This is a genomic window from Pseudonocardia sp. NPDC049154, assembly GCF_040648315.1.
Classification (GTDB): Bacteria; Actinomycetota; Actinomycetes; order Mycobacteriales; family Pseudonocardiaceae; genus Pseudonocardia.
Genome location: NZ_JBEZDN010000009.1, coordinates 57,521 through 82,337, shown reverse-complemented (window position 1 = coordinate 82,337; position 24,817 = coordinate 57,521). Strand labels below are relative to the sequence as shown.

At 69.7% G+C, this 24,817-nt stretch carries 25 protein-coding genes; 4 read left to right on the top strand and 21 right to left on the bottom strand.

Features of this window, described 5'->3' with window-relative positions:
• Positions 1-3: 3 nt before the first annotated feature.
• Together AB0B41_RS07695 and AB0B41_RS07690 are read left to right on the top strand one after the other, a co-directional pair.
• Entirely contained in the window at positions 4-810 is an 807-nt protein-coding gene (locus tag AB0B41_RS07695) for a crotonase/enoyl-CoA hydratase family protein (protein ID WP_358200170.1), read from the top strand.
• Between the two features lie 119 nt (positions 811-929).
• Positions 930-2,579: a class I adenylate-forming enzyme family protein gene (locus AB0B41_RS07690; RefSeq protein WP_358200168.1), complete on the top strand. Its 1,650-nt coding sequence runs from the start codon at positions 930-932 to the stop codon at positions 2,577-2,579.
• Between the two features lie 94 nt (positions 2,580-2,673).
• Here AB0B41_RS07690 and AB0B41_RS07685 read toward each other — a convergent pair whose 3' ends face one another.
• Together AB0B41_RS07685 and AB0B41_RS07680 are read right to left on the bottom strand one after the other, a co-directional pair.
• Positions 2,674-2,916 (bottom strand): hypothetical protein, encoded by a 243-nt coding sequence (locus AB0B41_RS07685; RefSeq protein WP_358200166.1) that lies wholly within the window; start codon positions 2,914-2,916, stop codon positions 2,674-2,676.
• Positions 2,917-2,936: 20 nt separating this feature from the next.
• Complete coding sequence (locus AB0B41_RS07680; protein ID WP_358200257.1) at positions 2,937-3,485, bottom strand: MBL fold metallo-hydrolase; 549 nt, start codon at positions 3,483-3,485, stop codon at positions 2,937-2,939.
• Between the two features lie 390 nt (positions 3,486-3,875).
• Between AB0B41_RS07680 and AB0B41_RS07675 the strand changes: the two genes are divergently transcribed.
• Positions 3,876-5,102, top strand: a complete 1,227-nt coding sequence (locus AB0B41_RS07675) for a TetR family transcriptional regulator (RefSeq protein WP_358200254.1) — start codon at positions 3,876-3,878, stop codon at positions 5,100-5,102.
• Between the two features lie 8 nt (positions 5,103-5,110).
• Here AB0B41_RS07675 and AB0B41_RS07670 read toward each other — a convergent pair whose 3' ends face one another.
• The 19 genes from AB0B41_RS07670 to AB0B41_RS07580 form a co-directional block, all read right to left on the bottom strand.
• Positions 5,111-5,671, bottom strand: coding sequence for a hypothetical protein (locus tag AB0B41_RS07670; protein ID WP_358200164.1), 561 nt, complete (start codon positions 5,669-5,671; stop codon positions 5,111-5,113).
• The gene (locus AB0B41_RS07665; RefSeq protein ID WP_358200162.1) at positions 5,668-6,129 is read right to left on the bottom strand and encodes a hypothetical protein; all 462 of its coding nucleotides are present in this window, start codon (positions 6,127-6,129) and stop codon (positions 5,668-5,670) included. The genes AB0B41_RS07670 and AB0B41_RS07665 overlap by 4 nt, the downstream gene beginning before the upstream one ends.
• A 308-nt stretch (positions 6,130-6,437) precedes the next feature.
• Positions 6,438-7,058: a hypothetical protein gene (locus AB0B41_RS07660; protein ID WP_358200160.1), complete on the bottom strand. Its 621-nt coding sequence runs from the start codon at positions 7,056-7,058 to the stop codon at positions 6,438-6,440.
• Complete coding sequence (locus tag AB0B41_RS07655; RefSeq protein WP_358200158.1) at positions 7,055-7,603, bottom strand: hypothetical protein; 549 nt, start codon at positions 7,601-7,603, stop codon at positions 7,055-7,057. Before AB0B41_RS07655 ends, AB0B41_RS07660 begins: the two co-directional genes overlap by 4 nt.
• A gap of 20 nt (positions 7,604-7,623) precedes the next feature.
• Positions 7,624-9,087, bottom strand: a complete 1,464-nt coding sequence (locus AB0B41_RS07650; RefSeq protein ID WP_358200156.1) for an MlaD family protein — start codon at positions 9,085-9,087, stop codon at positions 7,624-7,626.
• On the bottom strand, positions 9,084-10,370 hold the full coding sequence (locus tag AB0B41_RS07645) for an MCE family protein (protein WP_358200154.1): 1,287 nt from the start codon (positions 10,368-10,370) through the stop codon (positions 9,084-9,086). The genes AB0B41_RS07650 and AB0B41_RS07645 overlap by 4 nt, the downstream gene beginning before the upstream one ends.
• Positions 10,370-11,560 (bottom strand): MCE family protein, encoded by a 1,191-nt coding sequence (locus AB0B41_RS07640; RefSeq protein WP_358200152.1) that lies wholly within the window; start codon positions 11,558-11,560, stop codon positions 10,370-10,372. The genes AB0B41_RS07645 and AB0B41_RS07640 overlap by 1 nt, the downstream gene beginning before the upstream one ends.
• Complete coding sequence (locus AB0B41_RS07635; RefSeq protein ID WP_358200150.1) at positions 11,557-12,609, bottom strand: MCE family protein; 1,053 nt, start codon at positions 12,607-12,609, stop codon at positions 11,557-11,559. The genes AB0B41_RS07640 and AB0B41_RS07635 overlap by 4 nt, the downstream gene beginning before the upstream one ends.
• On the bottom strand, positions 12,597-13,616 hold the full coding sequence (locus tag AB0B41_RS07630) for an MCE family protein (RefSeq protein ID WP_358200148.1): 1,020 nt from the start codon (positions 13,614-13,616) through the stop codon (positions 12,597-12,599). Before AB0B41_RS07630 ends, AB0B41_RS07635 begins: the two co-directional genes overlap by 13 nt.
• Positions 13,613-14,785 carry an MCE family protein gene (locus AB0B41_RS07625; protein ID WP_358200146.1) on the bottom strand — a complete coding sequence of 391 codons (1,173 nt, stop codon included), beginning with the start codon at positions 14,783-14,785 and terminating at the stop codon, positions 13,613-13,615. Before AB0B41_RS07625 ends, AB0B41_RS07630 begins: the two co-directional genes overlap by 4 nt.
• Before the next feature lie 7 nt (positions 14,786-14,792).
• A complete protein-coding gene (locus AB0B41_RS07620) occupies positions 14,793-15,632 on the bottom strand; it encodes an ABC transporter permease (RefSeq protein WP_358200144.1) in 840 nt (279 codons plus the stop codon).
• Between the two features lie 17 nt (positions 15,633-15,649).
• Positions 15,650-16,369, bottom strand: coding sequence for an ABC transporter permease (locus tag AB0B41_RS07615; RefSeq protein WP_358200142.1), 720 nt, complete (start codon positions 16,367-16,369; stop codon positions 15,650-15,652).
• Positions 16,370-16,747: 378 nt separating this feature from the next.
• The gene (locus tag AB0B41_RS07610) at positions 16,748-18,145 is read right to left on the bottom strand and encodes an aldehyde dehydrogenase family protein (protein WP_358200140.1); all 1,398 of its coding nucleotides are present in this window, start codon (positions 18,143-18,145) and stop codon (positions 16,748-16,750) included.
• 34 nt (positions 18,146-18,179) lie between these two features.
• Entirely contained in the window at positions 18,180-19,178 is a 999-nt protein-coding gene (locus AB0B41_RS07605) for a cytochrome P450 (RefSeq protein ID WP_358200138.1), read from the bottom strand.
• 282 nt (positions 19,179-19,460) lie between these two features.
• Positions 19,461-19,871: an SCP2 sterol-binding domain-containing protein gene (locus AB0B41_RS07600; protein ID WP_358200136.1), complete on the bottom strand. Its 411-nt coding sequence runs from the start codon at positions 19,869-19,871 to the stop codon at positions 19,461-19,463.
• Between the two features lie 63 nt (positions 19,872-19,934).
• A complete protein-coding gene (locus tag AB0B41_RS07595; RefSeq protein ID WP_358200134.1) occupies positions 19,935-21,479 on the bottom strand; it encodes an acyl-CoA synthetase in 1,545 nt (514 codons plus the stop codon).
• A gap of 124 nt (positions 21,480-21,603) precedes the next feature.
• Complete coding sequence (locus AB0B41_RS07590; RefSeq protein ID WP_358200252.1) at positions 21,604-22,629, bottom strand: phosphotransferase; 1,026 nt, start codon at positions 22,627-22,629, stop codon at positions 21,604-21,606.
• 104 nt (positions 22,630-22,733) lie between these two features.
• Entirely contained in the window at positions 22,734-22,925 is a 192-nt protein-coding gene (locus AB0B41_RS07585; RefSeq protein WP_358200131.1) for a ferredoxin, read from the bottom strand.
• Positions 22,922-24,016, bottom strand: a complete 1,095-nt coding sequence (locus AB0B41_RS07580; RefSeq protein WP_358200129.1) for a TIGR03857 family LLM class F420-dependent oxidoreductase — start codon at positions 24,014-24,016, stop codon at positions 22,922-22,924. The genes AB0B41_RS07585 and AB0B41_RS07580 overlap by 4 nt, the downstream gene beginning before the upstream one ends.
• Positions 24,017-24,230: 214 nt before the next feature.
• On the opposite strand from AB0B41_RS07580, the gene AB0B41_RS07575 reads away from it, so the two are divergent.
• A partial coding sequence (locus tag AB0B41_RS07575; protein WP_358200127.1) for a TetR/AcrR family transcriptional regulator occupies positions 24,231-24,817 on the top strand: 587 nt, incomplete at its 3' end.

Sequence of the window (24,817 nt, the reverse complement as noted above, 5' to 3'; positions counted from 1 at the left end):
GCGATGGAGCCCACCGCACTCTCCGTGGATACCAAGGACGGCGTGGCACAGCTCCGCCTCGACCGCCCCGGGCAGGCCAACGCCCTCGACCAGCGCCTGTGGCGGGAGCTGCGGGCCGCCGTCGAGGAGCTCGACGCCGACCCCGCCGTGCGGGTGGTGGTGCTGTCCGGCAACGGACGGCACTTCTGCTCCGGGATCGACCTCAGCATGCTGGCGACCCTGCGGCCCGACGACCCCGACCCCGCGCGTGCCGCGGAAGCGCTCCGGCGGGTGATCCTGGACCTGCAGGCGGTGATCAGCAGCGTCGAGCGCTGCCGGGTGCCGGTGATCGCAGCGGTGCACGGGGCCTGCATCGGCGCGGGCATGGACCTCGTCACGGCGTGCGACCTGCGCTACGCCACCGAGGACGCCCGGTTCGTCGTGAAGGAGATCGACATGGCCGTTGTGGCCGACGTGGGGACGCTGCAACGATTGCCGCACATCGTCGGCGAGGGCGTGGCGCGCGAGCTCGCCTACACCGCGCGCGCCGTGTCCGGCGCCGAGGCTGCGACGCTACGGCTGGTCAACCGGGCGTACCCGGACCTCGACTCCCTGACCGCCGGAGTGGCCGAGGTCGCCGCGGAGCTCGCCGCCAAGTCGCCGCTCACGCTGCGTGGGACGAAGCACGCGATCACCTACGGCCGCGACCACACCGTCGCCGACGCGCTCGACCAAGTCGCGACCTGGAATGCCGGGATGCTCTTCTCGACGGACCTGACCGAGGCCATCGCGGCGGCCACCGAGCGCCGTCGGGCGCTCTATCAGGACTGAGCGGGCCAGAGGACCGTTCGACTGAGCGAACAGAAACGGACACCTTGCCTAGCCGTCGTTAACTTCGGTAGCGTCGCGGCGACACTTCCGGGCCCAGCCCCCGTTCCAGGAGCTCGTCGATGACGACCGATGCAACCCCCGCTGAACTCGCGACCGCGTACCGCCACGCCGGCTACCGTGCCACCGGACTGTGGACCGACACCGACCTGGCCCAGCTCGTGGCCGACCGGGCTGCAGCCCACCCGGACCGCGAGCTGTTCCTGTTCGAAGGCCGCCGGGTCACCTATGGCGAATTCGAGAGGTGGACGCGCGCGGTCGCCCAGGACCTCGTCCGCCGCGGTGTGCGCCCCGGTGACCGGGTGCTCGTCCTGCTGCCCAACTGCCTCGAGGCGCTCGTCCTGCAGATCGCCGCGTTCCGGGCCGGGGCGGTCGACGTGCCCGTGGTGCCGATCTACCGCGAGCACGAGATGCGCCAGATCATCGGCGACTGCGCGCCCGCCGCGGTCTGCACCACGATCTCGCTCGGCTCGCGGGTCCCCACGACCGAGCTCGACACCCTGCTCGACGAGCTCGGGCAGAAGCCCGTCGTCCGGTATGCGGTGGGGGGCATGCCGGAGGGCTGGAGCACGGTGCCCACCGTGGACGCCCTCACCGACGAGCCGCTCCCCGCGCCCCGGGCGCCCGAGGACCCGGTGCTCCTGCTGTACACCTCGGGCACCACGGCGGCCCCGAAGGGGGCGATGCTCTCCAGCCGCGCGGTCGTGGCGCACATGGTGAACTTCCAGGACGTCCTGGAGGCGGGCGAACACACGGTGACCCTCGCGGCCACACCGCTGTCGCACCTGGGCGGGTTCATCGCCGCCGTGGTGTTCCCGACCTTCCTGGGCGGTCGCTCGGTGATCATGCCCGGTTGGGCGCCCGACGAGGCGCTCGCCCTGATCGAGGCCGAGGGCGTCACGCTGATGATGGGGGCGACGGTGTTCATCGCCGACCTCGTGCAGCGCTACGAGACGCTGCCGGCGGAGCGCTACCGACTCACGACCTATGCCGCGGCGGGCGCGGCCCTCGCCCCCGAGCTCGTCGACCGCGCCGCCGCCGCGGGCGTGTCGGTCGTGCGGTGTTACGGCATGACCGAGACCGCCGGGGTCCTGGCGGGGGCGGCGCGGACCGACCCGCTGGAGCGCCGCCGCGAGTGGGACGGCAGGCTGCTGCGGGGAATGGAGATGGAAGCAGTCGACGACGACGGCAACCTCGTCCCGCCGGGCACGATCGGCCGGTTCCGGATCCGCGGACCGCAGCTGCTCGACGCCTACACCGACCCCGTGGTGAGCGCCGAGCAGATCGACGAGAACGGCTGGTTCTACCCGGGCGACGTCGGCCGGATCGACGAGCAGGGCTGGGTCCAGATGGTGGGGCGCACCAAGGACATCGTCAACCGGGGCGGCGAGAAGTTCTCCACGATGGACATCGAGATGGTGGTCGGGTCGCACCCCGGCGTGGAGAAGGTCGCCGTGACCGCGATCGCGGACGAGCGTCTCGGGGAGGCGGTCGGCGCCTGGGTGGTGCTCGATGAACCCACACGGGCGGCGGGGGTGCAGCCACTGCTCGAGTACCTGGTGGAGCGCAGGCTCGCCAAGCAGAAGATTCCGGTCGAGTGGCACGTCGTGGAGGCGCTCCCGGCCACGGCGAGCGGAAAGATGCAGAAGCACCGGCTCGCGAGTCTGGCCGATCTGGAGGTCTGGACGGCGGGTCCAGGCTCACGCGCCTGACCGTTGCGGCCCGAGCACATGTGGCGAGCTCGGGCCACCTGGCGGTCGAGGCCGTCGCGAGATCGAGGTCGACCAGGACGCGTTCGGAGAGCGTTCACCGTCCGCCCCAGGATCTCGGCACCTGCATGTCTGCTCCTAGCCTAGCCGGGCCGGGTTCGACCTCGGTGACCGCGCCAGATCGCACCAGACGAGCCAGATGCTGCGTCGCCGTGCGTGCCTCGACGGTGTCCACGTATGGCGCCTCGACGTGCTTGCGGTAGACGAACCGGTGGTCGACCATGTCGGCCAGGGTGTGGGGCTCGGCGAGGAACTCGCGCAGAGCGCTGTCCCGACGCACGACGACCTCCCGATAAGCCGTCAACCGGCGACGGAACTACCTCGACCGTCGATCACACCCTTGTGGTGGAAGGTGCCGTACCACCGGGCTTCGACGGCACCGCAGCCCTCCAGCGAGCGCTCGAAGTCCGCGAGGCTGCTCCCGACGTCACCGTGGAACGGTCCGAGGGAGGAGAGGTCGATGTCGGCGACGTAAAAGAAGCCGTCGGGCTCGACCAGCAGACTGCAGTGCTCCGCCGTATGGCCAGGCAGGTGCACAACGGTCGCGGTGCGTCCACCGAGCTCGAAGCGGTGGCCGTCCGCGACGGCGAGCGCGTCCGGTCGACTCCGAACGTGAAAGTCCGAGGCGAGCGATCTCCCGAACTCCCGGGCCGCCTCCTCCGGCAGACCGGACCCGGCGAGCAGGACCTCGAAGGACCGAACCGCCGCCACATCCGCCTCGTGGACATGGACCGGGGCGGGCAGCTGGTCGATGGCGACGAGGTGGTCCTCGTGGGCATGACTGACGACCACCGCGTCGGCACTCGGCGCGCCGCGCTCGCCGACCGCGAGCGACGGGTCTACGAGCATACTGGCGCGCGCCCCCGGACGACGACGGAGTTGCCGTAGGGGTAGGCACCGGCATTCGTCGCCCGCAGCACGGTGACTCCGCCGTAGTCCACCGGCGTCCATCTGGGCAGGTCTGTCAATCGGCGCTGATCTCCACGTGATGTGGAAGTGGTCCGCTCCCGCGGCAAGGACGTCGACTCGCGCTCCAGCCGTCAGAGCTCGACGACCGCCACCTCACGAGCCTAGTGATTGATCACTAGGCTTGCAACCCGCGCTCTCGCGAACCCAACCCGTGAACCCCGCCCGACGGCCGCAACTCGTTACCGTCGCAAACGAGTGTTGGCCGTGCCGTCAGTCGCCCGGGGAACCGGGGCGAGTGACCACTCACTATCCTGCCGTGTCGACGACACGATGAGCGGCGGGGCAGGATCTGCGGACAGAGTGGGGAGGGACGACATGCCGGCTCCACGGGACCCACTTCCGCGGGCGGCGCGGCTCAGTGCCGCCCAGCGCCGCGACCAACTCGCGCACGTGGCCGCTCGACGCTTCCACGAACTCGGCTACCACCGGGTCTCCCTGGGCGATGTGGCCGCCGAGGCGGGAGTGACCGGTCCGGCCGTGTACCGACACTTCCGCAACAAGGAGGCGCTGCTCGCCGCCGCCATCGTCTCCGGCCTCGACCTCGTACAGGCCGCGGTCGACGAGGCCTCACCGGGCCCGCTCGAGGACCTCGTCACGGCCGTTGCCGAGGTCGGGCTCGCCCGGCCCGACATGTGGGTCCTGCTGCAGCGGGAATCGCGGTTCCTCGCTCCGGAGTCGCGTGCCGAGATCCAGGCCCGCTTCGCCGAGGTGATCGACGGCTTCTCCCGGAGACTGCGCCGCCAACGTCCCGAGATCCGACCCGAGGACGCCCGCCTCCTGGTCACCGCGGCCACCGCCGTGCTCTCGCTGCCGTCGACCACGCACACGAGTCTGACGCCCGAGGAGTACCGCCACGAGCTGACGTCGGCGGCATTGGCCTGTCTACGCACGAATGTCGCGTCAGCGGGGGCACCACCCGCGGCACCGGACACCGCCGCCCGAGCGCCCGAGCCGACGTCCCGGCGCGAACAAATCGTCGACACGGCTGTCGAGCTCTTCTTCGCGCGCGGATACACCGGTGTGAGCCTGGACGACATCGGCGCTGCGGTGGGCATCGCCGGGCCGAGCATCCTGCACCACTTCGCCACCAAAGCCGACATCCTCGTGACCGCCTTCGATCGCGCCTCCCAGCGACTGGCGGCCGACCAGGCCGCGCGCCGCACCTCCGGTCGTGCTCCGGACCTCGTGTCACTGGTGGCGGCGTACATCCGCTTCTCCCTGGAGAACCGCAGCCTGCTGGGCGTCTACGTGTCCGAGCTCATGCATCTGCCGCCGGACGCTCTGGCCAGGACCCAGGACACTCTCCGCACCGAGGTGCGGGACTGGACCCGAGCCCTGGTAGCCACCTCCTTCGAACTCGAGGAGCCGGCGGCCAGAGCCCACGTCCGAGCCGCCCTCACGGTCATCAACGATCTCGTCCGCCTTGGACACTTCGCCAAGCGGCCACGTATCGAGACCGAGATCCTCGCGCTCGCTTTGGCGACGCTGCGTGGCTGATGGCCTCGTCAGGCAGTGCGAAGATCGGAGATCAGCCAGCGTCCATCCACCTCGGACATGGTCACCAGTGCTTTGCTCGCATTCGAGCCCGGCTGGGCGCCCGGCTTCTCCGTCCGCTGCTGCAGGTAGAGCAGTACCTGAACCTGCCTCGGCGACGCATCCACCACCGCGGCCCGGCTCGCCGTGGTCGTGGTGGTGAGGCCCTGCGCCACCGCGGGCTGGACCAACGAACCGAGCAGCCCGTTGAACTGGGTGGCGAAGTCTCCGGTCACGTTGCCACGGGCTCGGTTCATGTCGGCGTCGATCGTCTGGGGTGCGTAGCTCAGTACCTCGGCCACGGCCGTCTCGGCTGCTGTGGTGGCCTCGACTCGCGCGGTGTCGGCGAGGTGCGAGCGGTACGAGGTCACGCCCGCGTAGAGCGCTGCGCCTGCCAACGCGAGAACCGCGACCGACAGCGCCACGATGACGACGAGGCGACGGCGCGGGGGCGGGATGCGCTCGGCGCGTGCCAGCACGGGCCCGGGGATGCGCGGCCGCGCCGCGGCCCGAACCTTCGTCGCGATGCTCACGGCGCCACCTCCACCGAGGACGCCATCCACTGGCCATCCTGCCTCTGCAGCTCGACTACCATGCGGTAGTTGCGCTGGGTCCCGTCGGGAATCTCCGTGTTGCTCACCACGGTGTTGGCAGTGACCAACACGGTGGCCCGGTCACCATCCACGGTCTCGACCCCGGCGGTGCCGATGGTGCCCGCCGACTTCACGGCGCCCTGCTGCAGGATCGCCTGAAAGGCCCCGGAGACCTTGGTGAGCTGGTCCCGGAACTCGCCGGTCGAGATGTTCAGCAGGGTCTCGACGTTGCCCTGGGAGTTCTGGCCGTCGATGGTGACCAGGCTCTGGACCGCGCGCGAGGCCACGTCGGTCACCACCGCACGGTCGGCCTCGCGGCCCGCCGCGAGGTGGTTCTCCACCGCGGTGCCCACGGCCAGCGCGACCGCTGCGACCAGCAGCATGAGCGCGACCGTCATCCCGGCCCACCACCGGCGACCCAACGGTGTCCGCTCGAGAGTGTCTCTGTGGGCCTCTGCTCCCCCGGCCGCGGGGACGGCCGGCGGTGCGGAGGGTGCGGTCGTCTCGGGGACGGCGACCGGCTCGGGCTCCACGTCGGTGTCCTGCGGAGCGGACCCGTCCGGGCCGGACGGGGTGTCGACCGACGTGGTGACTTTCGTGGACGGCTCGGTGCGCTCGGCTGCGGTCTCCTCCGCGGTCGGCTCGGCGGCGGACGCTACCTCGGCCTGCTCCGGCTGCTCGGCCTGTCTCCCGGTGCGCTGGGCCATCAGACCTGATCCAGCCCGCTGACGAGCCAGGTGCCGTCCACCCGGGTCATGGTCACCCGCGCCTGGACGGTGTCGAGCCGCTCCCCCACCAGCTTCGTGCTACTCGTACGCTGGTCGAGGAGCATCAGCACCGACGCCTCGTCGCCGTCGGCGGAGATCCAGGACGCCGAGGCGACCGTGGCGACGCTCGTCGCCTGCTGCTCCTGTGCGTTGGGCTTGATGAGCTGGTCGAACGTCTCGTGGAAGACCGTCTGGAACTGGCCGGTGGTGAGCTGGTCGGTGAGCGCGGGGATCTGCTCCACGGTGGTGGGGTCGTAGGACAGCAGCCTCGGCACCGCGTCCGATGCCGCCGCCACGGCCTCGGTGCGGGCCGTCGCGATGGAGTGGTCGGACCACACCGACCAGCCCAGCCAGCCGGAGACCCCGGCCAGTACGACCGCGGCCGCGGCGAGGGCGACGACGATGCGGCGGCGCGCGGCACCCGTCGGGTGCGGAACGGGGACGCGGGAGAGTCGACGCCGCCCGCCTGCCCGGCGGCGTCCCGCGGGCGCCTGCTCGGCGTCGACGGCGGGAAGCTCGCGGGTCCGGTCGTCGAGCCGGTCGTCTGTGGAGGTGCTCATGCCACGAAGTCCAATCCGGAGACCAGCCACCGAGCGTCGGACTGCTTCTGCAGGTCCATGTGCATGCGCCACTGGCGGGGTTCCCCGTCGGGGGTCTGGACGTTCTTCACGGTCGCGTTCACCACGACGACGACCTCGGCCTCGTCGCCGTCGAGCCGCTGCATGCCCGCGGCGGAGACGGTGCCCTGCGAGGACACCCCCGCGCTCTGCACGACCCGCACGAACGAGTCCTGCTGGGCCGCGAGGTCCGCGGCGAACTGCCCAGTCGCGGCCTCCTGCAGGTGGGCGAAGCTGGTGTTCGCGTTGTTGGGGTCCGTGCTGGTCAGGTTGAGCGCCGTCTGCCGGGCCATCGCCAGTACCTGAGCCTCGTCGTCCGCACGGTGGCTCGCCGAGATGGCGGACACCGCAAGCACGGCGGCGAGTGCGGTGAGCACGGCCACCACCAACGTCAGGGTGGGAAGCAGCGGCGGTCGGCGCCGCCACCGGGGCCGGAGGGCCTGCTCGCCCACTTCCTGAGCGGCAGACCGCTCGTCGACCTGTGTCATGGACTCTCCTCCGATCGCGGTCATCGCGTCGTCACCCCCAGCGGGTCGAGGAAGATGCCCTGCCAGTCCTTGGGTCCGGACGGCAGCGCGTCGCCGTAGATCATCGGCCCACCCGCTCCCGGCGCGAGGAACACGCCGGTGGCCAGGTCGTAGGGAGCCTGGGAGAGCGGCTGCGGGCGGCCCGCGGTCTCCGGGTCGGTGTTGGTCCGGCCGGGGGGCACGCGCCCGGACTCCACGACCGATCTCGGGTTGGTCTCGAAGATCTGCTTCTGGAACTCGATCGCCTCCGCGGCGGTGGCGTCGTCCTCTTCCTCGGTCTGGAAGTCCCAGCCGCACGCTCGTGCACTCGGGCCGCGGTCGGCGCCCGGCGAGCCCGGTGGACAGGGCGCGTTGTGCGCGCCCCGAACGGCCTGCGGGTTGCTCTCGGACACCTGACAGTAGTTGCCCTTGGCCGGTGGCGCGTAGCCAAGGTCGGTCGGCGCCCGCCGATCCTGGATGAAGCCGTTGGTGCAGGTCGGCGGGTCGTTGATGACGAGATCGAAGTCGATGCGGGTGGTGCCGGGCACACGGCTCGACACGACGGCGCCCGCCGGGTTGTTGATGGCGTTGGGCAGGATCGTCAGGGTCTGCGCAAGCTGCGGGATGTAGACACGCGTTACCTGTCCGATCGACGTCAAGTCAGTGAGCAGGCCGGGCAGCGTGGGCCGCAGGTCGTCGAACAACCCACCGACCTCGTCGAGGAAGGGTGGCGCCTTGTCCAGCGTGCCGCGCAGCGCAGGATCGCTCTGCTGCAGCTGGGTGGTGAAGTCCGCGAGGTTCCGCACGGCCGACTGCAGGTCCTCGCCGGTCCGGACCTGGGTCTCCAGTACCGGCTCGGCGTCGTTGACGAGCCCGAGCGTCTCCGGGAGCGCCTGCTCGGCCGAGTCGGTGAGCGAGCCCGCGGAGTCGATGAGCCGCCGGATGTCGGGCCCCGAGGTGTTGAGGGCCGCGTAGAGCTCGTCGACCGTGGAGTTGAGCTTCTCGGCGGGCACGCTTTGGACGAGGTTGTCGACCTTCTGCAGCACCCCGCCGATGGGGTCGGGCAAAGTCACCGCCGACGCCGGGATGACGGTGTCGTCGGCGATGAACGGCCCGTTGGAGCTGCGGGGCTCGAAGTTGATGTACTGCTCACCGACCGCCGACGTGCTGCGCACCTGCACGAAGCTGTCCAGTGGGATCTCGTAGCCGTCACTGATCTGGATGTGCGCGACCGCCCCGGTGTCGGTGAGGGCGACGTCGTCCACCTGGCCGATGGTGACACCCCGCAGCGAGACGTTGCCGTTGGGGTAGAGCCCGGCGCCGTCGGGCAGCTCCACGGAGACCGAGTGCCGCGCGATGCCGAGCAGCCGTGGCACGTTGAGGTAGGCGACCGCCCCGTACGTGACCATGACGACTGCGATCACGACGAACGCGACGAACTGGAACTTCGTCAGCCTGCTGATCATCGGGTGCCTCCACCGAGGAGCGGGCCGAGCAGTCCGCCCGGCTGCTTCGCGGGCTCGCCCGGCTGGGCGCCGGTCGTGGGATCGGTCACCGGCGGACCGGGGTTGGGCGGGGCCGGCTTCGGGATGGCGCCGATCAGCGGGTCGAGGACCCCACCGCCCGAGCCGTTGTCGCCGAAGACGTTCAGCGGATCCGGGAGCACCTGGCCCGCGCCCAGCGGGGGCGCGTTGAGCAGCTGGGGACCGCCGGTGCCGGGCAGCTTGAAGCCGCCGAGCATGTTGTCCGCGAGCACCTGCGGTGTGATGTCGAGGACCACGAACAGGTTGCCGTAGTCACCGCGGAAGATCGACGGGAACGACGTCGTCGCCGGGAACGGGAACGTGAGGATCTCCGGCAGCGACTCGGTGACGTCGGTCCCCGCCTCGTTCAGCTTCTCCAGTGCGGGCCGAAGGTTCGCCAGGTTCGCCAGCAGGTCACCCCGCACTGCGTCGACGGTGTCGGAGGTGCGCTCCGAGAACGAGGCGAAGTTCCGCAGCGTCTCGATGAGCTGCTCGCGGTCGCTGTTGAGCTCCTGCAGGGCGGGCGGCACCCGGTCGATGGCCAAGGCGAGCGCCTCGTTGTCCGCAGCCACCGTCCCGCTGAGCGTGTTGAGCCCGTCGACGGCCCGGACGATGTCGCCCTTCTGCTCGTCGAGCGCTCCGACCAGGGTCTGCAGGTTGTCGATCAGATGCCGAACGTCCTGCTCGCGCCCGCCGAGCACCGCGTTGAGCTCTTCGGTGACCGTCTTGACCTGCTGGAGCCCACTGCCGTTGAGCACCACTGAGAGCGCACCCAGCACCTCCTCGGTCTCCGGGTACCGGTTGGTGCGCTCGAGTCCGATGTGGTCGCCGTCGCGCAGCTGCCCGACGGCGGGCTGGTCGGTCGGCGCGGCGAGCTCCAGATACTCGGCACCGAGCAGGGACTTCTGCGCCACCCGCGCGATCGCGTTGGCGGGCAGCTCGGTCCCCTCGTTGAGCCCGACGGTCAGCACCGCGTGCCAGTCGTCGACGTCGGTCTTGACGACCGAGCCGACTGTCACGTCGGCGACCTTCACCTCGGCGTTGGGGACGAGGTTGGAGACCTGGGCCATGTCGATGGTGACCTGCATCGCCGAGCTGCCCGCCCCCTCCCGCAGCGGGAGGGGCAGCGAGCCCACCCCGGTGAAGTCACAGGCGGTGAGCGCGAGCGCGCACACCGCGCCTGCGGCGCCGAGGCGCAGCCCGCGGAGCACCCGAGCACTCCTCATCAGTTGGCCTCCGGGATCGGGACGAGCAGCTGGGGCAGACCTCCTGCGCCGGCGGGCGGTCCACCGCCACGGACCAGCGGGTTGGCCTGCACGGGGATGTTCGGCATACGGAAGACGTCGAGCAGCCCGCCGAGCGAGCTGCGACAGGCGTTGGCCGCGGTCGGGTCGGCGGCACCACCGGGGGCGACGGCGGCGGCGGCGTCACAGACGAACGCCGCCGGGTCCTGCAGGTTCGTCACGCCGAGCGCGGCGGTCACCGCACCGCTCCGGTCGTCCACGATGTTGGCGAAGTTCGACACCGCGCCAGGGGCGACCTGCAGGATGTCGGCCAGACCCTGGCGGTGGTCGGAGACCTCTTTGGCCACCACGCCGAGGGTCTTCAGGTTGTCCTGCAGGGGCCCGCGAACGTCGGCCACGAATCCCTCGATGATCGGCACCGTGCGGTCGATCGTGTCCAGGGTGACAGCCAGCGACTCGCGGTTGTCCGCCAGCACCTGCGACACCTGGTCGAGCTGGGTGTTGAAGCGCCCGACCTGGGCGTCGGCGTCCTTCAGGGCGGTCGCGAAGACGCCGAGGTTGCGCACCGTACCGAACAGGTCCCCGCGCCCGTCGGAGAGTGTGGTGATGGCGCTGGACAACGACGTCAGCGTGTCGTTGATCGCCGCGCCCTGGCCGTCGAGGTTGGCCGAGGTGGTGTCCAGCGCTCGTGTCACCGGCCCGGTCAGCGGCTTGTCGCCACCGTCCGGCTGCGGTCCGAGGGCGTCGGCCACGGCCGTGAGCTGGTTCTTGATCCGGTCCCACTCGACGGGGCTAACCGTGCGGGCCAGCGGGATCTCGCCGCCGTCGGCCAGTGCCGGGCCACCGGTGTAAGCCGGGCTGAGCTGGATGTAGCGAATGCCGACCAGGCTCGGCGCGATGATCGCGGCCTGCGCGGACTCCGGCAGCTCGACGTCCGCGTTGTAGGACATCGTCACCCGGATCCTGTCCGGCAGCGCCTCGACATCGTCGATGGTGCCGACCTGGACCCCGAGCACCCGGACCTCGTCGCCCGGGTACAGGCTGATCGTCTGGTCGAAGTCCGCGACGACCGTCTTCGTCGACGTCTGGGTGACGAGCAACGTGACGGCAGCCACCAGGACGACGGCCACGGCGACCGCGGCGATCTTCAGCGAGCGGGGTGTGCTGCTCATCGGGGCTGCTCTCCTTCCGCGGGGGCCGTCAGACCGGGCGGAGTCGCCGAATCGAGCAGGGACGGCAGGGTCTGCTGGGCGAGGTTCGTCGGAACGAGGTTCGGCACCAGCGCGTAGAACCACGGCCCGGACGCGATGGCCTCCCCGAGTGAGGTCGCGTAGGTGCGCAGGCCCTCGATGACCGCACCCAGGCTGCGCTGGTTGGCGGCGAGGATGCCGACTGCCCGGTTGAGCTCGTCGAGCGCGGGTCGGATCTGCTCGCGGTTGTCGTCGACGACGCCGTTGAGCTGGTTCAGCACCGCGGTGAGGTTCGCGAGCAGGGACTGGATGTCGGCGCGACGCTGGTAGAGCTCCTCGAGGAGCTGGTTGCCGTCGGTCATCAGCGTGGTGATTTGGCCGCTGCGCTCGGCGAGGATGCCGGTGACGCCGTTCGCTCCCGCGAGCAGCTCGCGCAGCGACTCGTCGCGTGTGGCGATCGTCTCGGAGAGCCTGCCCAGTCCGCTCACGGCGTTCGCCAGTGGCTCAGGGGTGTCCTGGAAGGTGTCCGAGACCGTGTCCAGCGCCCCCGCCAGCTGGTTGATGTCGATCTCCTCGGTTGTGCGGGTCAGCTTCTCGAGCAGCTCCTGCACGTCGTAGGCCGACAAGGTGCGTTCCAGCGGGAACTCGCTGCCTGCCTCCATCTCGCCGGGCCCGGCCGGTTGGATGTCCAGGAACTTCGTCCCGAGCGGGGTGGCCGTCTTGACCGCGGCGCGGGAGTCCTGGCCGATCCGCGGTCCGTTCTCCACGGTGAAGGTCGCGACGACCCTGTCCCCGTCGAGCCGGACGTCGCTGACCTTGCCCAGTGCCACTCCCCCGACCCGGACCTCGTCCCCGGACCGCATGCCGCCTGCCTCGGCGAAGACCGCCGTGTACGAGCGCGCGGTGATCGAGCGGTAGATGGCCCCCGAGTTCGTGGCCAGCAGGATCGCGGCGGCGATGAGCAGGATCGCCACGATCCCCACGTGGAGCGGGTTGCGCTCCGAGATCCGCTTGCCTCCTAGAACTGGCACCGTTCCTCCTGGCTCGCGACGGTGTCCGACATGACGGCCGGCAGACCGGGCAGCTCCAGCCGCACCTGGACACCGCAGAGGTAGAACTGGAAGGACGACTGGTACCCGCCGACCCGGTTCAGGTTCACGTAGTAGCCCGGCACCTTCTTCAGCAGGTCGTCGACGGCGGCCTGGTCGGCGTTGATCGTCGAGGCCAGGGTGCGGATCTGGGCCACGTCGGCCTGTACGTCCGGCCGGGCGTCGGCCAGCAGTCGGTCGACCGTCCCGGTCACCCGGTCGAACTTCGTGATGGCGTCGCCGAGCGGCTGCCGGTCGACCGCGAGGCCGCTGACGAGCTGCTGCAGCTGGTCGACGAGCGTCGTGACTTGGCCTCTCTTGGCGTTGACCGTGCCGAGCACCGTGTTGAGGTTGGTGATCAGGTCGCCGATGACGCGGTCCCGGTCGGCCAGCGTGGACGTCAGCGACCCCACCTGGTCGAGCAGGTTGGTGACGGCGCCGCCCTCGCCCTGCAGCACCCCGATCAGCGAGCTCGAGAGCTCGTTGACCTGCTCCGGCTGCAGACCCTCGAACAGCGGCGCGAAGCCGTTGTAGAGCTGGTCGAGGTCGAGCGCGGGTGTCGTCCGGTCCACCGGGATGACGCCGTCGGCGCCGAGCGGGGTGGGAGCCCCGGTGCCCTCGCCGATCTCCAGGTAGCGCTGCCCGACGAGGTTCTTGTAGCGGATGGTGCCGGTCGAGCCCGACATCAGCGGGGTGCGGGACTGGACGGTGAACGCCACCTGGGCGACTCCGTTCTCGGCCACCGTCACGTCTCGCACCTTGCCGACCGTGACGCCGGCGACACGGACGTCGTCGTCCGGGCGCAGGCCCGAGACGTCCGTGAACTCGGCAGTGTACGGCGTCGTGTCCTGGAATCGCACCCGACCGTAGGTGATGATCACTGCCGCTGCGAAGACGACCGCCACGAGTGCCAGCACGGCCAGGCGCAGGACCGGCCCGATGGTTCTCACCGACCTGCCTCCTTTCCGGCCTCACCGAAGAGGAGCACGGCCAATGGCGGGTTTCCGACCTCGAGAGGTTCGTCGCGGGTCATGAGGGGCGGAGCGCCGTCGTCGTGGGGCACATGCCTGGGTGCCTCGGTTCCCGAGGGGAACTCGGGGTTGCAACCGGGCTGATCGACGCCCAACGTCAAGAGGTTGTCCGGGTAGCGGTAGCCGCGCTGGCCCGGTCCGAAGCTCGTGAAGGTCCGCAGGCCGGGCTGGTTCCCGCCGAACGACGGCTCGGTGATCTTGCGGAGGCTGTTGAAACTGTGGAACAGGCAGGGGAACATCGTCGAGTACCTGGCCGCCAGCGCCGTGGTCGGACGCAGGACGTCGAGGCTCTCCCGCAGCGGTCGGTCGTTGACGTCGAGGAAGCCGTTCGCGTCGTCTGCCAGCCCGGACAGGCTGACCATGAACGCGTCGAACGCCGCGCTCTTCTCGGTCAGTGTGTCCGCGGTCGTCGGGAACGTCTGAAGCAGCCCGACCAGGTCCGGTGACAGGCCGGCGAGGACGTCGGACTCCTGTCCGAGGAGCTCCAGGTCACGCTGCACGGTGGGCAGTGCCGGGTTGAACGCGTCGAGGTAGCGGTTGAGCTCCACCAGGTACTCGCCGATGTCGTCGCCCTTGCCCTGCAGCGAGGTGGACAGCGCGCCGAGGCCGGCGTTGAGCTTGGCGGGCTGGACCGTCGTCAGGACGGACATCAGGCTGTCGAAGACCGTGTTGACCTCGATTTGGGTCACGGCCTTGTTCACCGTCTCGCCCGCGGCCAGCCGCCGCTGGGTGGGCTGCTCGGGGATCAGCAGGTCGACGTACTTGGGGCCGAACACCGTGGGCGCCACGAGTTGCGCGGTGACGTTGGCAGGCAGCCGGTCGAGCTGGTCGGAGTCGATCCGCACGTCGATGAGCGCGCCGTCGTCCCCGTCAGGCGACACCTTCGTGACCTTGCCGATCTGCACGCTGCGCAGCGACACGTCCGACTCGGGGCTCAGGAGGAGTCCCGCACGGTCCGCCTTGACCGTCACCTCGACCCCCGGGTCGAACACCTTGAGGTACGCCGCCAGGACGGCTGCCACGGTGAGCACCGCGACGACGACGCCGATCAGCCCGAGCATCTCGAGCCGCATCTTCTGCCAAATCATCTCCGGATTACCTCGACAGGTGGAGCGTGTCGGAGTCGCCGTAGAGGATCAGACTCGTGGCGAGCGCAGTGAACATGACGGCGACCAGGGAGAGCCGCACGGCTCGCCCGACCGCCACCCCGACGCCCGCGGGCCCGCCGCTGGCGTTGAAGCCGTAGTAGGTGTGGATCGACATCACCACGACGACGATGACGATGATCTCGATGAAGGAGTACATGACGTCCGCGGGGATGAGGAAGGTGGAGAAGTAGTGGTCGTAGGTGCCCGGCGACTGCCCGAAGCCGAGCACGACGAGCAGCTTGGTCACCCCGAAGGCCGAGAACAGAGCCACGGCGTAGAGCGGGATGATCGCGACGGCCCCGGCAATGATCCGCGTCGTGACCAGGAAGGGGATGGAGCGGATGGCCATGACCTCGAGCGCGTCGATCTCCTCGCTGATGCGCTGCGAGCCGATCTCGGCGGTGAAGCCCGCGCCCACCGTGGCGACCAGGCCCACGCCCGCGATGAGTGGCGCGGCCAGCCGGACGTTGACGAAACCGGTGATGAACCCGGTCAGGGTGTCGACCCCGATGGCGTTGAGTGCCTGGTAGCCCTGCAGGCCCCCCTCGATGCCCGCGCTCGCCGTCAGGACGGAGATGATCACCACCGTCCCGCCGACCGCCGCCAGGCCGCCCGCGCCGAAGCTCACCGTCCCGAGCTGGCGCAGCACCTCCTTGCGGTAGCGGGTCAGGACGAAGCCGATGTAGCCGAAGGACTTCAGGTAGAACGAGACCTGATGGCCGACGGCGCGCAGTCCGGATCGCGGGGCGGCGACGATCCGCGCGGCTCGTGGGCTGTCGAGTACCACGGTGTTCCTTCCCGCGATCAGAGCTTGGTGTTGCCGAGCTGGAGGTACGTGGTCGAGATGATCACGTTGATGACGAAGAGCAGCACGAAGGCCAGCACGACCGTCTCGTTGACGGCCTCGCCGACGCCCTTCGAGCCGCCGCGCACGTTCAGCCCGCGGTAGCAGGCGACCAACCCGGCGACCGCGCCGAAGACGAACGCCTTGACCAGGCTCACGTAGAAGTCCGCGTCGGTGGTGAGCACGGTGAGCACCGCGACGAACTGGCCGGGCGCTGAGCCCTGGAGGCCGACGGAGATGAAGTACGAGGTCACCACGCCGACCACGGAGATAAGGGCCGTGAGGCACAGCGAGACGAAGATCGAGGCCAGCACGCGCGGGAGCACGAGCCGCTGGATGGGGTCGATGCCCAGCACCTTCATGGCGTCGATCTCCTCGCGGATGGTGCGGGCTCCCAGGTCCGCGGCGATGGCCGTGGCGCCGGCCCCCGCCGTCACGAGGACGGCCGCCAGCGGGCCGATCTCGCGGACGACCGCCAGCCCGGTGACCGTGCCCGCGAGGTCGATCGCGCCGATCTCGGCGAGCAGCTGGTTGAGCAGGAAGATCACGACACCGACGAAGGGGAACGTGATCATGATCGCCGGTAGCAGGGACACCCCGGCGATGAAGGAGGTCTGCGCGACGAACTCCTGGTAGGCGAAAGGCCGGCGGCCCAGTGCACGCACGGTCTCGACCGTCATGGCACTGAAGCCTCCGACGGCCTTGGTCGCTCCTGTCACGGTGGGCGGCATGCGGCAAGCTCTCCGGTCATCGTCATTGATCGAACTGCGCCACAGTGGGGCGCTTCGAAGTACTCAACGAGCGTCCTCGGAATTGGTGACGAACACCGTGTACGACAACACGTACGGAGCAGTGGCGCGGTCGAAGGCGCGTGGCGCTGCGACGCACGGTAACGCTACGGACCGCCCGAGCCCCGAGCGTTCGTCCGTTCATGCCACCGTGAACCTGCTGCCGAGCGACGAAAACACTGCGAGCAACCATTCACAAAAGCGCTGGAAACACAAAGAACTCCCGCCGGAAATGGCGGGAGTTCTCCGTGCAATCGACCCGGACGCGGGCTAGAAGAAGCGACGCATCAACTTCTTCTTCGACTCCGTGTAGGGCGGGTACATCACCGACGGGTCCGGCTTGGCGGGCTTGACCAACACCGCCTTGCGGTGGCTGAAGGTCTCGAAGCCCCAGCGACCGTGATAGGCACCCATTCCACTGTGGCCCACGCCGCCGAAGGGCAGTTGCGGAATCAAGCAGTGCATCGCCGCGTGGTTGATGACGACACCGCCCGAGCTCGTCTCGTTCAGCAGCCGTTCCCGATCGGACCGGGAGGACCCGAAGAGGTAGGCGGCGAGCGGCTTGGGCCCGCTGTTGATGCGACGCAGGGCGTCGTCCAGCGAGGAGGTGGTGACCACCGGCAGCACCGGCCCGAAGATCTCCTCCTGCATGAGCGCGGAGTCCGGGTCCGGGTCCAGCACGACGGCCGGGTCGAGCGTCAGCGCCTCGCGGTCCAGCGAGCCTCCGCGGAGGAGAGTGCCCCCGTGCCCGTCGAGCAGTCTGCTGAGTCGGTCGAACTGGCGCGCGTCGATGATGCGGCCCGCCGGCTCGCCGACCTGGAACTCCTCGATCGTCGCCGTCAGCGTCGCGAGGAACTCGTCCCGGACCCGGGAGTCGACGAGCGCGTAGTCCGGCGCGATGCAAGTCTGCCCGGAGTTCAGCAGCTTCATCCAGGCGATCCGACGCGCGGCGACCGGGATGTCAGCGTCGGCGGCCACGATCGCGGGACACTTGCCGCCCAGTTCCAGAGTCACCGGCGTGAGGTGCGGTGCGGCACCCTCCAGGATCCGTCTGCCGATCTCCGGCCCACCGGTGAAGAGCACGTGGTCCATGGCCTGAGCCAGCAGAGCCTGGGTAGCGTCCGCCGCCCCCTCCACCACTGCGACGGCGGCAGGATCGAGGTACTGCGGGATCAGGCGGGCGAGCAGCGCTGAGGTGGCGGGTGTGTGCTCCGAGGGCTTGAGCACCGCGCAGTTGCCCGCCGCCACGGCCGCGACCAGCGGGCTGAGCGTGAGGTAGACCGGGTAGTTCCACGGCCCGATCACCAGCACGACGCCGAGCGGCTCGTACCGGTACTCCGCACGACCGGGCAGCATCGAGAGCGGCAGCCCGGTGCGCTGCTTGCGCATCCACCTGCGGAGGTGTTTGCGCGCGAACGCGGCCTCCGCCACGGTCGGCGCCACCTCGCCGAGCCACGCGTAGTGCGCGGTTCGCCCCTGGTCGGCGGCGAGGGCCTCAGCGATCTCGGACTCCCGCTCGGTGACGAGCCGCTCGATGGCGTCGAGCTGCTCCAACCGCCAGCCGATCGCGCGGGTGCGCCTGCTCGCGAAGGTCCTCCGCAGGCCTGCCACGACCTCCGCGACGTCCTGCACCTGCGACCCGGCCGAGCCGGGCAAGACCGACGTCATGATCGTGACCTCCTCGCCCGTCGCCGTGGCGGGGTCACCGCGGGGTGAACTCGCACCGCTGCTCCTGGATCCCGTTGATGAACGTACTCACGAGGTACTTGGGCTCTCCCACCGCCCGGATATCCGGGATCTGCGTGTAGAGCTCGCGGAAGATCGATCGCAACTGCGCCTTGGCCAGGTGGCTGCCGAGACAGTAGTGCACGCCGCCACCGCCGAATGCCACGTGCGGCCCCGGCGTGCGGGTGATGTCGAACTCGCGCGGTCTGTCGACCACCGTCTCGTCGCGGTTGCCCGAGCTGTAGAACATTGTGACCTTGTCACCGGGCTCGATCACCTGGCCGCCCAGCTCGAAGCGCTCGAGCGCGGTACGACGAAAGGTCATCACCGGGGATGCCCAGCGGACGAACTCCTCGATCGCCGGGCCGATGCGGGCATCGTAGTCGGCGAGCAGCCAGTCGCGCTGGGCCGGGTGGTCGGTCAAGGCGCGCAGTGTGTGGGTCGTCGTCTGCTTGGTCGTGTCGTTGCCGGCCACGCAGAGCAGCACGAAGAACGCGCGGATCTCGTCGTCGGTCAGGTGCTGACCGTCGACCTCAGCCCTCAGCAGCGCCGTGATCAGATCGTTCTCGGGCTTCTCCCGACGAGCGTCGATGACATCCTGACAAGCTCCGTGAAGCGCGACGATCCCATTCAACATCACGGTGGCCGAGTCGGACTCGGCGATCGTGTCGTCGTCGCCCCAGCCGACCATCGCGTTGGCGGCCTCGACGACCTCCTGCCTGCGGTCCTCCGGGATGCCGATCATCTCGGAGATCGTCCACAGCGGCAGCCGCGCGGACACCGCGTGTACGAACTCGACCTCGCCCTTGTCCCGGATGGCCTCGACGATCAGCCGCGCCTGGTTGGCGATCTGCTCCTCGATCAGCTTGACCCGCTTGGGAGTGAACACCGAACTGACCAGCTTGCGCACCTTCTGATGCCGGGGGTCGTCCATCGTGAGGATCGAGGTGGCCATCTCGAGGATCTCGTCCGGCATCTCCTCGAACGTCACTCCGCCCGACGCCGACGAGAAGACGTCGGACCGTCGGCTCACGGTGGTGATGTCCTCCGCGCGCACGACCGCCCAGTAGCCCGGCGAACCGTCGTCGCCTCCCATAACGGGGCTGTAGACGGGCCGTTGCCAACTGACGGGCGCCTCGGCCCGCAGCCGGGCGAAGGTCTCCTCCCGCTGATCGGGTGTCCTCCGCCAGAAGTCGTCCGCGGAGATGTCGATCGGGTGGTGGGTCCGGTTCTCGGCTATCGAGGTCATCGTCCCCCCTCAGCTCACGATGAGGTCGGAGCGGCCGTTGTCGGCCAGCATCTTCACGTAGCGCGGGTAGAGGTCCTTCGCGATCGGCGCGAGCTTCAGCAGTTGCGACGCCGACCCGCCGATCTTCACCTTGCCGCGGGCCATCGCCAGCGGCAGGCTGACCTTGCCCTGCCAGTACTGGTTCGCGGTGTCCGCGGTCATGCTGAGGGTCGCGTCCGAGTCGATGGCCGCCGCCTCACCGACCAGGATCTCCTTGCTCGCGAAGTCCACGCGCACAGTCGTGTCCGGATCGGTGTAGTCCATGCGGAGGCTCATCCCGGTCGCCGCCAGCTTCGGGCCGACGAAGTCGTCCTTCAGTGCCTCTTCGAAGATGCCGCCGAGGAAGTGGTGAACCTCGTCTGCTGCGTGGAAACCGCCCATGATCTCTCCCTTGAAAATCCGGCGCCCCGTCGACCGGAGCCTAACATAGACTGTTCTATGATCCTACGATCCGTCGGCGGCCAGGACCGCCTTCTTCAGCTCGCCCTTGACGAGCTTCCCCGTCTCGGTTCGCGGCAGGGAGTCGACGAACCTCACCTCCTTGGGCGCCTTGTAGGACGCGATACGCGCCTTCACGAAGCCGATCAGCGCGGCCTCGAGCTCGGACCCGGTCGCCGTGCCCGGCGACGGCTGCACGAAGGCGACCACCCGCTCCCCCATCTCCGGGTCGGGCAGGCCGATCACTGCGACGTCGTGCACAGCCGGGTGCAGGGCCAGCGCGTCCTCGGTCTCCTGGGGGTAGATGTTGACACCACCTGAGATGATCGTGAACGCCTTGCGGTCGGTGAGGAACAGGAACCCGTCCTCGTCGAGGTGCCCGATGTCGCCAAGCGTCGACCAGTTCTCGTGATCCGGGTGCTGCGCGGCTCGAGTCTTCTCGGGATCGTTGTGGTAGACGAAGACGACGGCCTCGCGCTCGACGAACACCAGACCCGTCTCCCCGGTCGGTAGCTCAGTACCGTCGTCCGCACAGATGTGCAGGACGCCGATCGCGGGCTTGCCGACCGTGCCGGGCTTCGCGAGCCAGCTCGCGCTGTCCACCATGGTCATGGTGTTGCCCTCGGTGGCGCCGTAGTACTCGACGAGGATGGGGCCCCACCACTCGATCATCTTCTGCTTCACCTCGACCGGGCACGGTGCGGCGGCGTGCACGGCGAGCTTGAGGCTCGACAGGTCATAGCTCTCGCGCACGAGGGCGGGCAGCTGCAACATCCGCACGAACATGGTCGGCACGAACTGGGCGTGCGTCACCTTGTGCTCCGCGATCGCGGCCAGGCAGCCCTCGGCGTCGAACCTCCGCTGGACCAGCACCGTGCCACCCGCGGCCTGCACCGCGGCGCACCAGCGAAGCGGCGCGGCGTGGTAGAGCGGGGCCGGGCTCAGGTAGACCGTCTGCGGGCTCATCCCGAAGGACTTCACCAGCAGCCCCATCATCGGGTCGCCGACCTCGGTGATCTGCGCGTCCGGGAGTGCGGGCCGAACCCCCTTCGGCCGCCCGGTCGTACCCGACGAGTACAGCATCGGCATGCCGTGCGGCTGGTCCTCGGGCGCGACGTCCGAGGCCGCCGCGAGTGCCTCCTCGTACGGCTCGAACCCGGCGACGCGGCCGTTGAAGGCGAGCTTCAGCGCGATCCTCGGGACGTTGGGCAGGACCTTCTCGGCCGTCTCGGCCTTGTTCGCGCTCACGATCAACGCCGTCGCGCCGGAGTCGTCCACGATGTAGGCGACCTCCTCCGGGGAGAGGTGATGGTTGATCGAGGTGATGTAGCAACCGGTGCGCAGCGCCGCCCAGAAGATCTCGAAGGCGCGCAGGTCGTTGTCCGTCAGCAGGGCGACGACGTCACCCCGGCCCAGGCCGGCTTCCCGCAGCACGTTGGCGAGGCGGACGGACTGCTCCTCGAGCCGCCCGTAGGTGAGCGACTCGCCGGTGTCGAGCATCAGGGCGGCGACCTGGTCGGGCGCCGTTGCGGCGTGCGTTCCGGGATACATCGGGTACCTCCGCGGGGGATCGATGGTTGGGTTCAGAGTCGCCGGGCGCGCACCCACAGGCCGCGCCAGCGGGCCGCCCACCACTGAAGCCGGGCCGCCCACAGGTGCTCGCGGCGGTAGCGGGTCATGCCGGGGGCAGCGCGTCGAACGAGTCGTTGTGCAGCACCTGGTCCGCGTGGCGACGCAACATGGTGGAGAACATCCGGTCCCCGCGCTCGGTCTGCTCCACCTGGACGGCGGTGACCATCGTGACCACGAAGCCCGCGAAGGCGTGTGCCCGGTAGGCCGTGACGCAGTCCTGCCAGGAGAAGACGTCTACACCGCCCGCGAGCAACTCATCGTGGTACTCCCGCAGGAGGTCGAACTCGTGGGCGCGTCGGTCGGACTCGGTCAGCCCGTTGCCGAGGAAGTAGCTGACGTCGGCCACCGGCGGCCCGGGCATCAGCCCCTGCCAGTCGACGATCACCAGCGGGTCCGCGGCGTCGTCCGGCCGGAAGAGCATGTTGTCCAGCCGGTAGTCACAGTGCCAGAGGCACTGCCTGGTCAGGGTGGACAGCCAGCGCGGGAACGCCTCGACGAACCGGTCCCCGATGGCGAGGTGCTCCTCGGGGACCAGGTCGGCGTACCGCGCCCGACATCCGGCCTGCAGTGCAGGCAGGTTCGCTCCCAGGTGCCCCCAGAAGGGCTTCGGGTCTCGCTGCCACGGCAGGTCCAGGATCTCCGGGCGCCCCCACGACGACGCGTGCAGCCGGGCCGCCTGTCGGACCGCCAGGGCGGCGCCCGTGGTGGTCGCGCCCGTCAGCTGGTCCTGGATCTCCACCGGGTCGATGTCCTCGAGCAGCAGCACGAAGTCCTGCTCGTCGGCAGAGACGCCCAAGTGGTAGCAGGTGGGGGTCCGGACCGTCAGGCGGTCGGCGATGTCCCGGTAGAAGTCGACCTCGGTCGCGTAGAGCCGGGCACCCCGCGCGAACTCGAGGCTTGCGGGGTCCTTGGACGGCAGCTTCGCCACCAAGGTGGCGGGCGCGCGGCCCGCGTCGCCCGAGTAGGTTGGGATCAGCCGGTGGCACTCCGCGATCTGGCCGCTGCCGACCCGCTCGGTGCGCAGTGCGGTCACCTCGACGTCGGCGGGAAGCACCGACCGATGGAGCACGTCGGTCAACCTCTGAGGGTCAATCGCCTCGGCGGAGAACATCGAGTCGGTCGTGGCGGGGGAATTCATCGTTGAATCTCCTTGTTGGGGCGGTTGGGACGGATTCAGTCCTCAAGCTTGAGCGCGGCGGTGGGGCAGCCGCTGACGGCGGCTTCGACCGCGTCCCGGTCCTCGGGCGACACGTTCTCCCGCAGGACGACGAGCTCGCCGTCGTCGTCGATCTCGAAGTGGTCGGGGGCCAGGGACTCGCAGACGCCCAGGGCGGTACACAGCGACCGGTCGACGACGATCTTCACGGGATCTCCCTCTTCGAGGCCTCGGCGGCCTGCGCGATGGCGGACGGTGGTGTGGTGGCGTACTCCTTGACGACCGGGCCGAGCTGGTGCGGTGTCGCGCCGTGCAGGATGACCCCGTCGACGCCCAGGTCGAACTGCGCGCGGACGGCGGCTGCGCACTCCGCGGGGGTTCCCGTCGCGGACGGGGCGAGCCACTCGTCGGGCAACAGCTCGGCGACGTGCGCCAGCTCCTCGTCCGATGCCGCGCCGTCCAGCAGGCCCCGGAAGCCGGCGACCAGCGAGTCCTCCCGAAACCGCCGCAGCACAGCGGGATCCCAGTCGTTCGTGTGGACCATCAGGTCGCCGTACATCTGCAGGTAGGTGGCGAGCCGGCCGACCATCTTGCGACGTTGCTCGACCTCCGAGAGGTGGTCGCCCACCGTGGCCAGACACGCCCAGACCTTCACTGCATCCGGGTCGCGACCGACCCGCTCGGCGGCGGACTTCACGGTGTCGACGCATCGCCGGGTGGTCTCGTCGGTGAAGAAGGTGTGCAGCACGACGGTGTCGAAGACCCGCCCGGCCAGGTCGAGCGTGCGCGGCCCGAAGGCGACCAGCCCCAAGGGGATGTCCTCGTCGAACGACGAGTCCAGCGCGAGCAGCCTGTAGTCCCCGGCCGGGCCCGAGTGACCGACGATCGCCTCGCCCCGCCACAGCCTGCGCATCAGACCGGCGAAGTCCTCGAGTTCCGCCGTCGTGATCGCCGGCAGCCCGAACATGTCGTACATGACCTTCGCGCCCCGCCCCAGTCCGAGGGTGAACCGGCCACCGGTCAGCCGGTGCATGGTGGTCGCGAACGACGCGGTGACCAGCGGGTGGCGGGTGTTGGAGTTCGTCGCAGCAGTGACGATCTGCAGCGAGCTGCTGACCGCGCCCGCCGCACCGCTCAGGCTCGCCGCCTCCTTGATGTTCCACCGCTCGGACAGGAAGGCGGACCCGAGCCCGAGCCGCTCGGCCTCCGCCACCTGGTCGATCAGGTCGCGTGGTGACTCCGGCGCCCCCGCCAGGAGGTAACAGCCGAGCTCCGGGTGTGACACGGTGCTGCCCTGCATGTCGTTCACTCCTGACGTCGGCGTCACAGAAGGGGCCACGAACGGTGTGTCGACTATCACCCCTACATTGGCACAAAGAAATCAGCCGAGGGAAGTCGGGTCGAACACCGTGTACGGCAGCGTAACATAGACGACTCTATCATCCAAGGGCGGACGACGGCTCGTGCACGTGCGATGCTGACACCGCCCGCACCGCCCGAGGGGGAGGACGTCCTTGCCGCACTACGTCAGTCGAGACGACTACTTCGAGGCGGCGATCGCGATCTTGTCCGAGGTCGGCTACAAGGGCCTCAAGATGACGGCGCTGCACCAGCGCCTCGGCGTGACCAGCGGCTCCTTCTACAACTACTTCCGCAACTGGCCGGACTTCGTCGCCCAGTTCCTGGAGCACTGGGGTGGCCGCACCGACCGGATCGCCGAGCTGGCCGCTGCGCCCGGCGACCCGCTCGATCGGCTGGAGCTGCTGCGCAAGCTCGCGCGCACCGTCCCCCACGACGCGGAGGCCGCGATCCGGGTCTGGAGCACGATCGACCCGGCCGTCGCTGCGATTCAGCGCGACGTCGACCGGCGCAGGCTCACGCTGATCCGAGGCGCTGTCGCGGAGATCGTCGGCGCCGACGCGGACATCGACGGACTCGCCCGCTTCTGTCTGGCCCTCGTCGTCGGCACTCAACAGCTCGGCAGCCCGGTGGACGTCGAGATGCTCGACGATCACCTCGAGCGGTTCATCCGCATGGTCATGGGCGGCGGGGGGGGCGCGGCCCACCCCCCCCCCAGTAGGCCCGCGGGACCGAGGGGCCG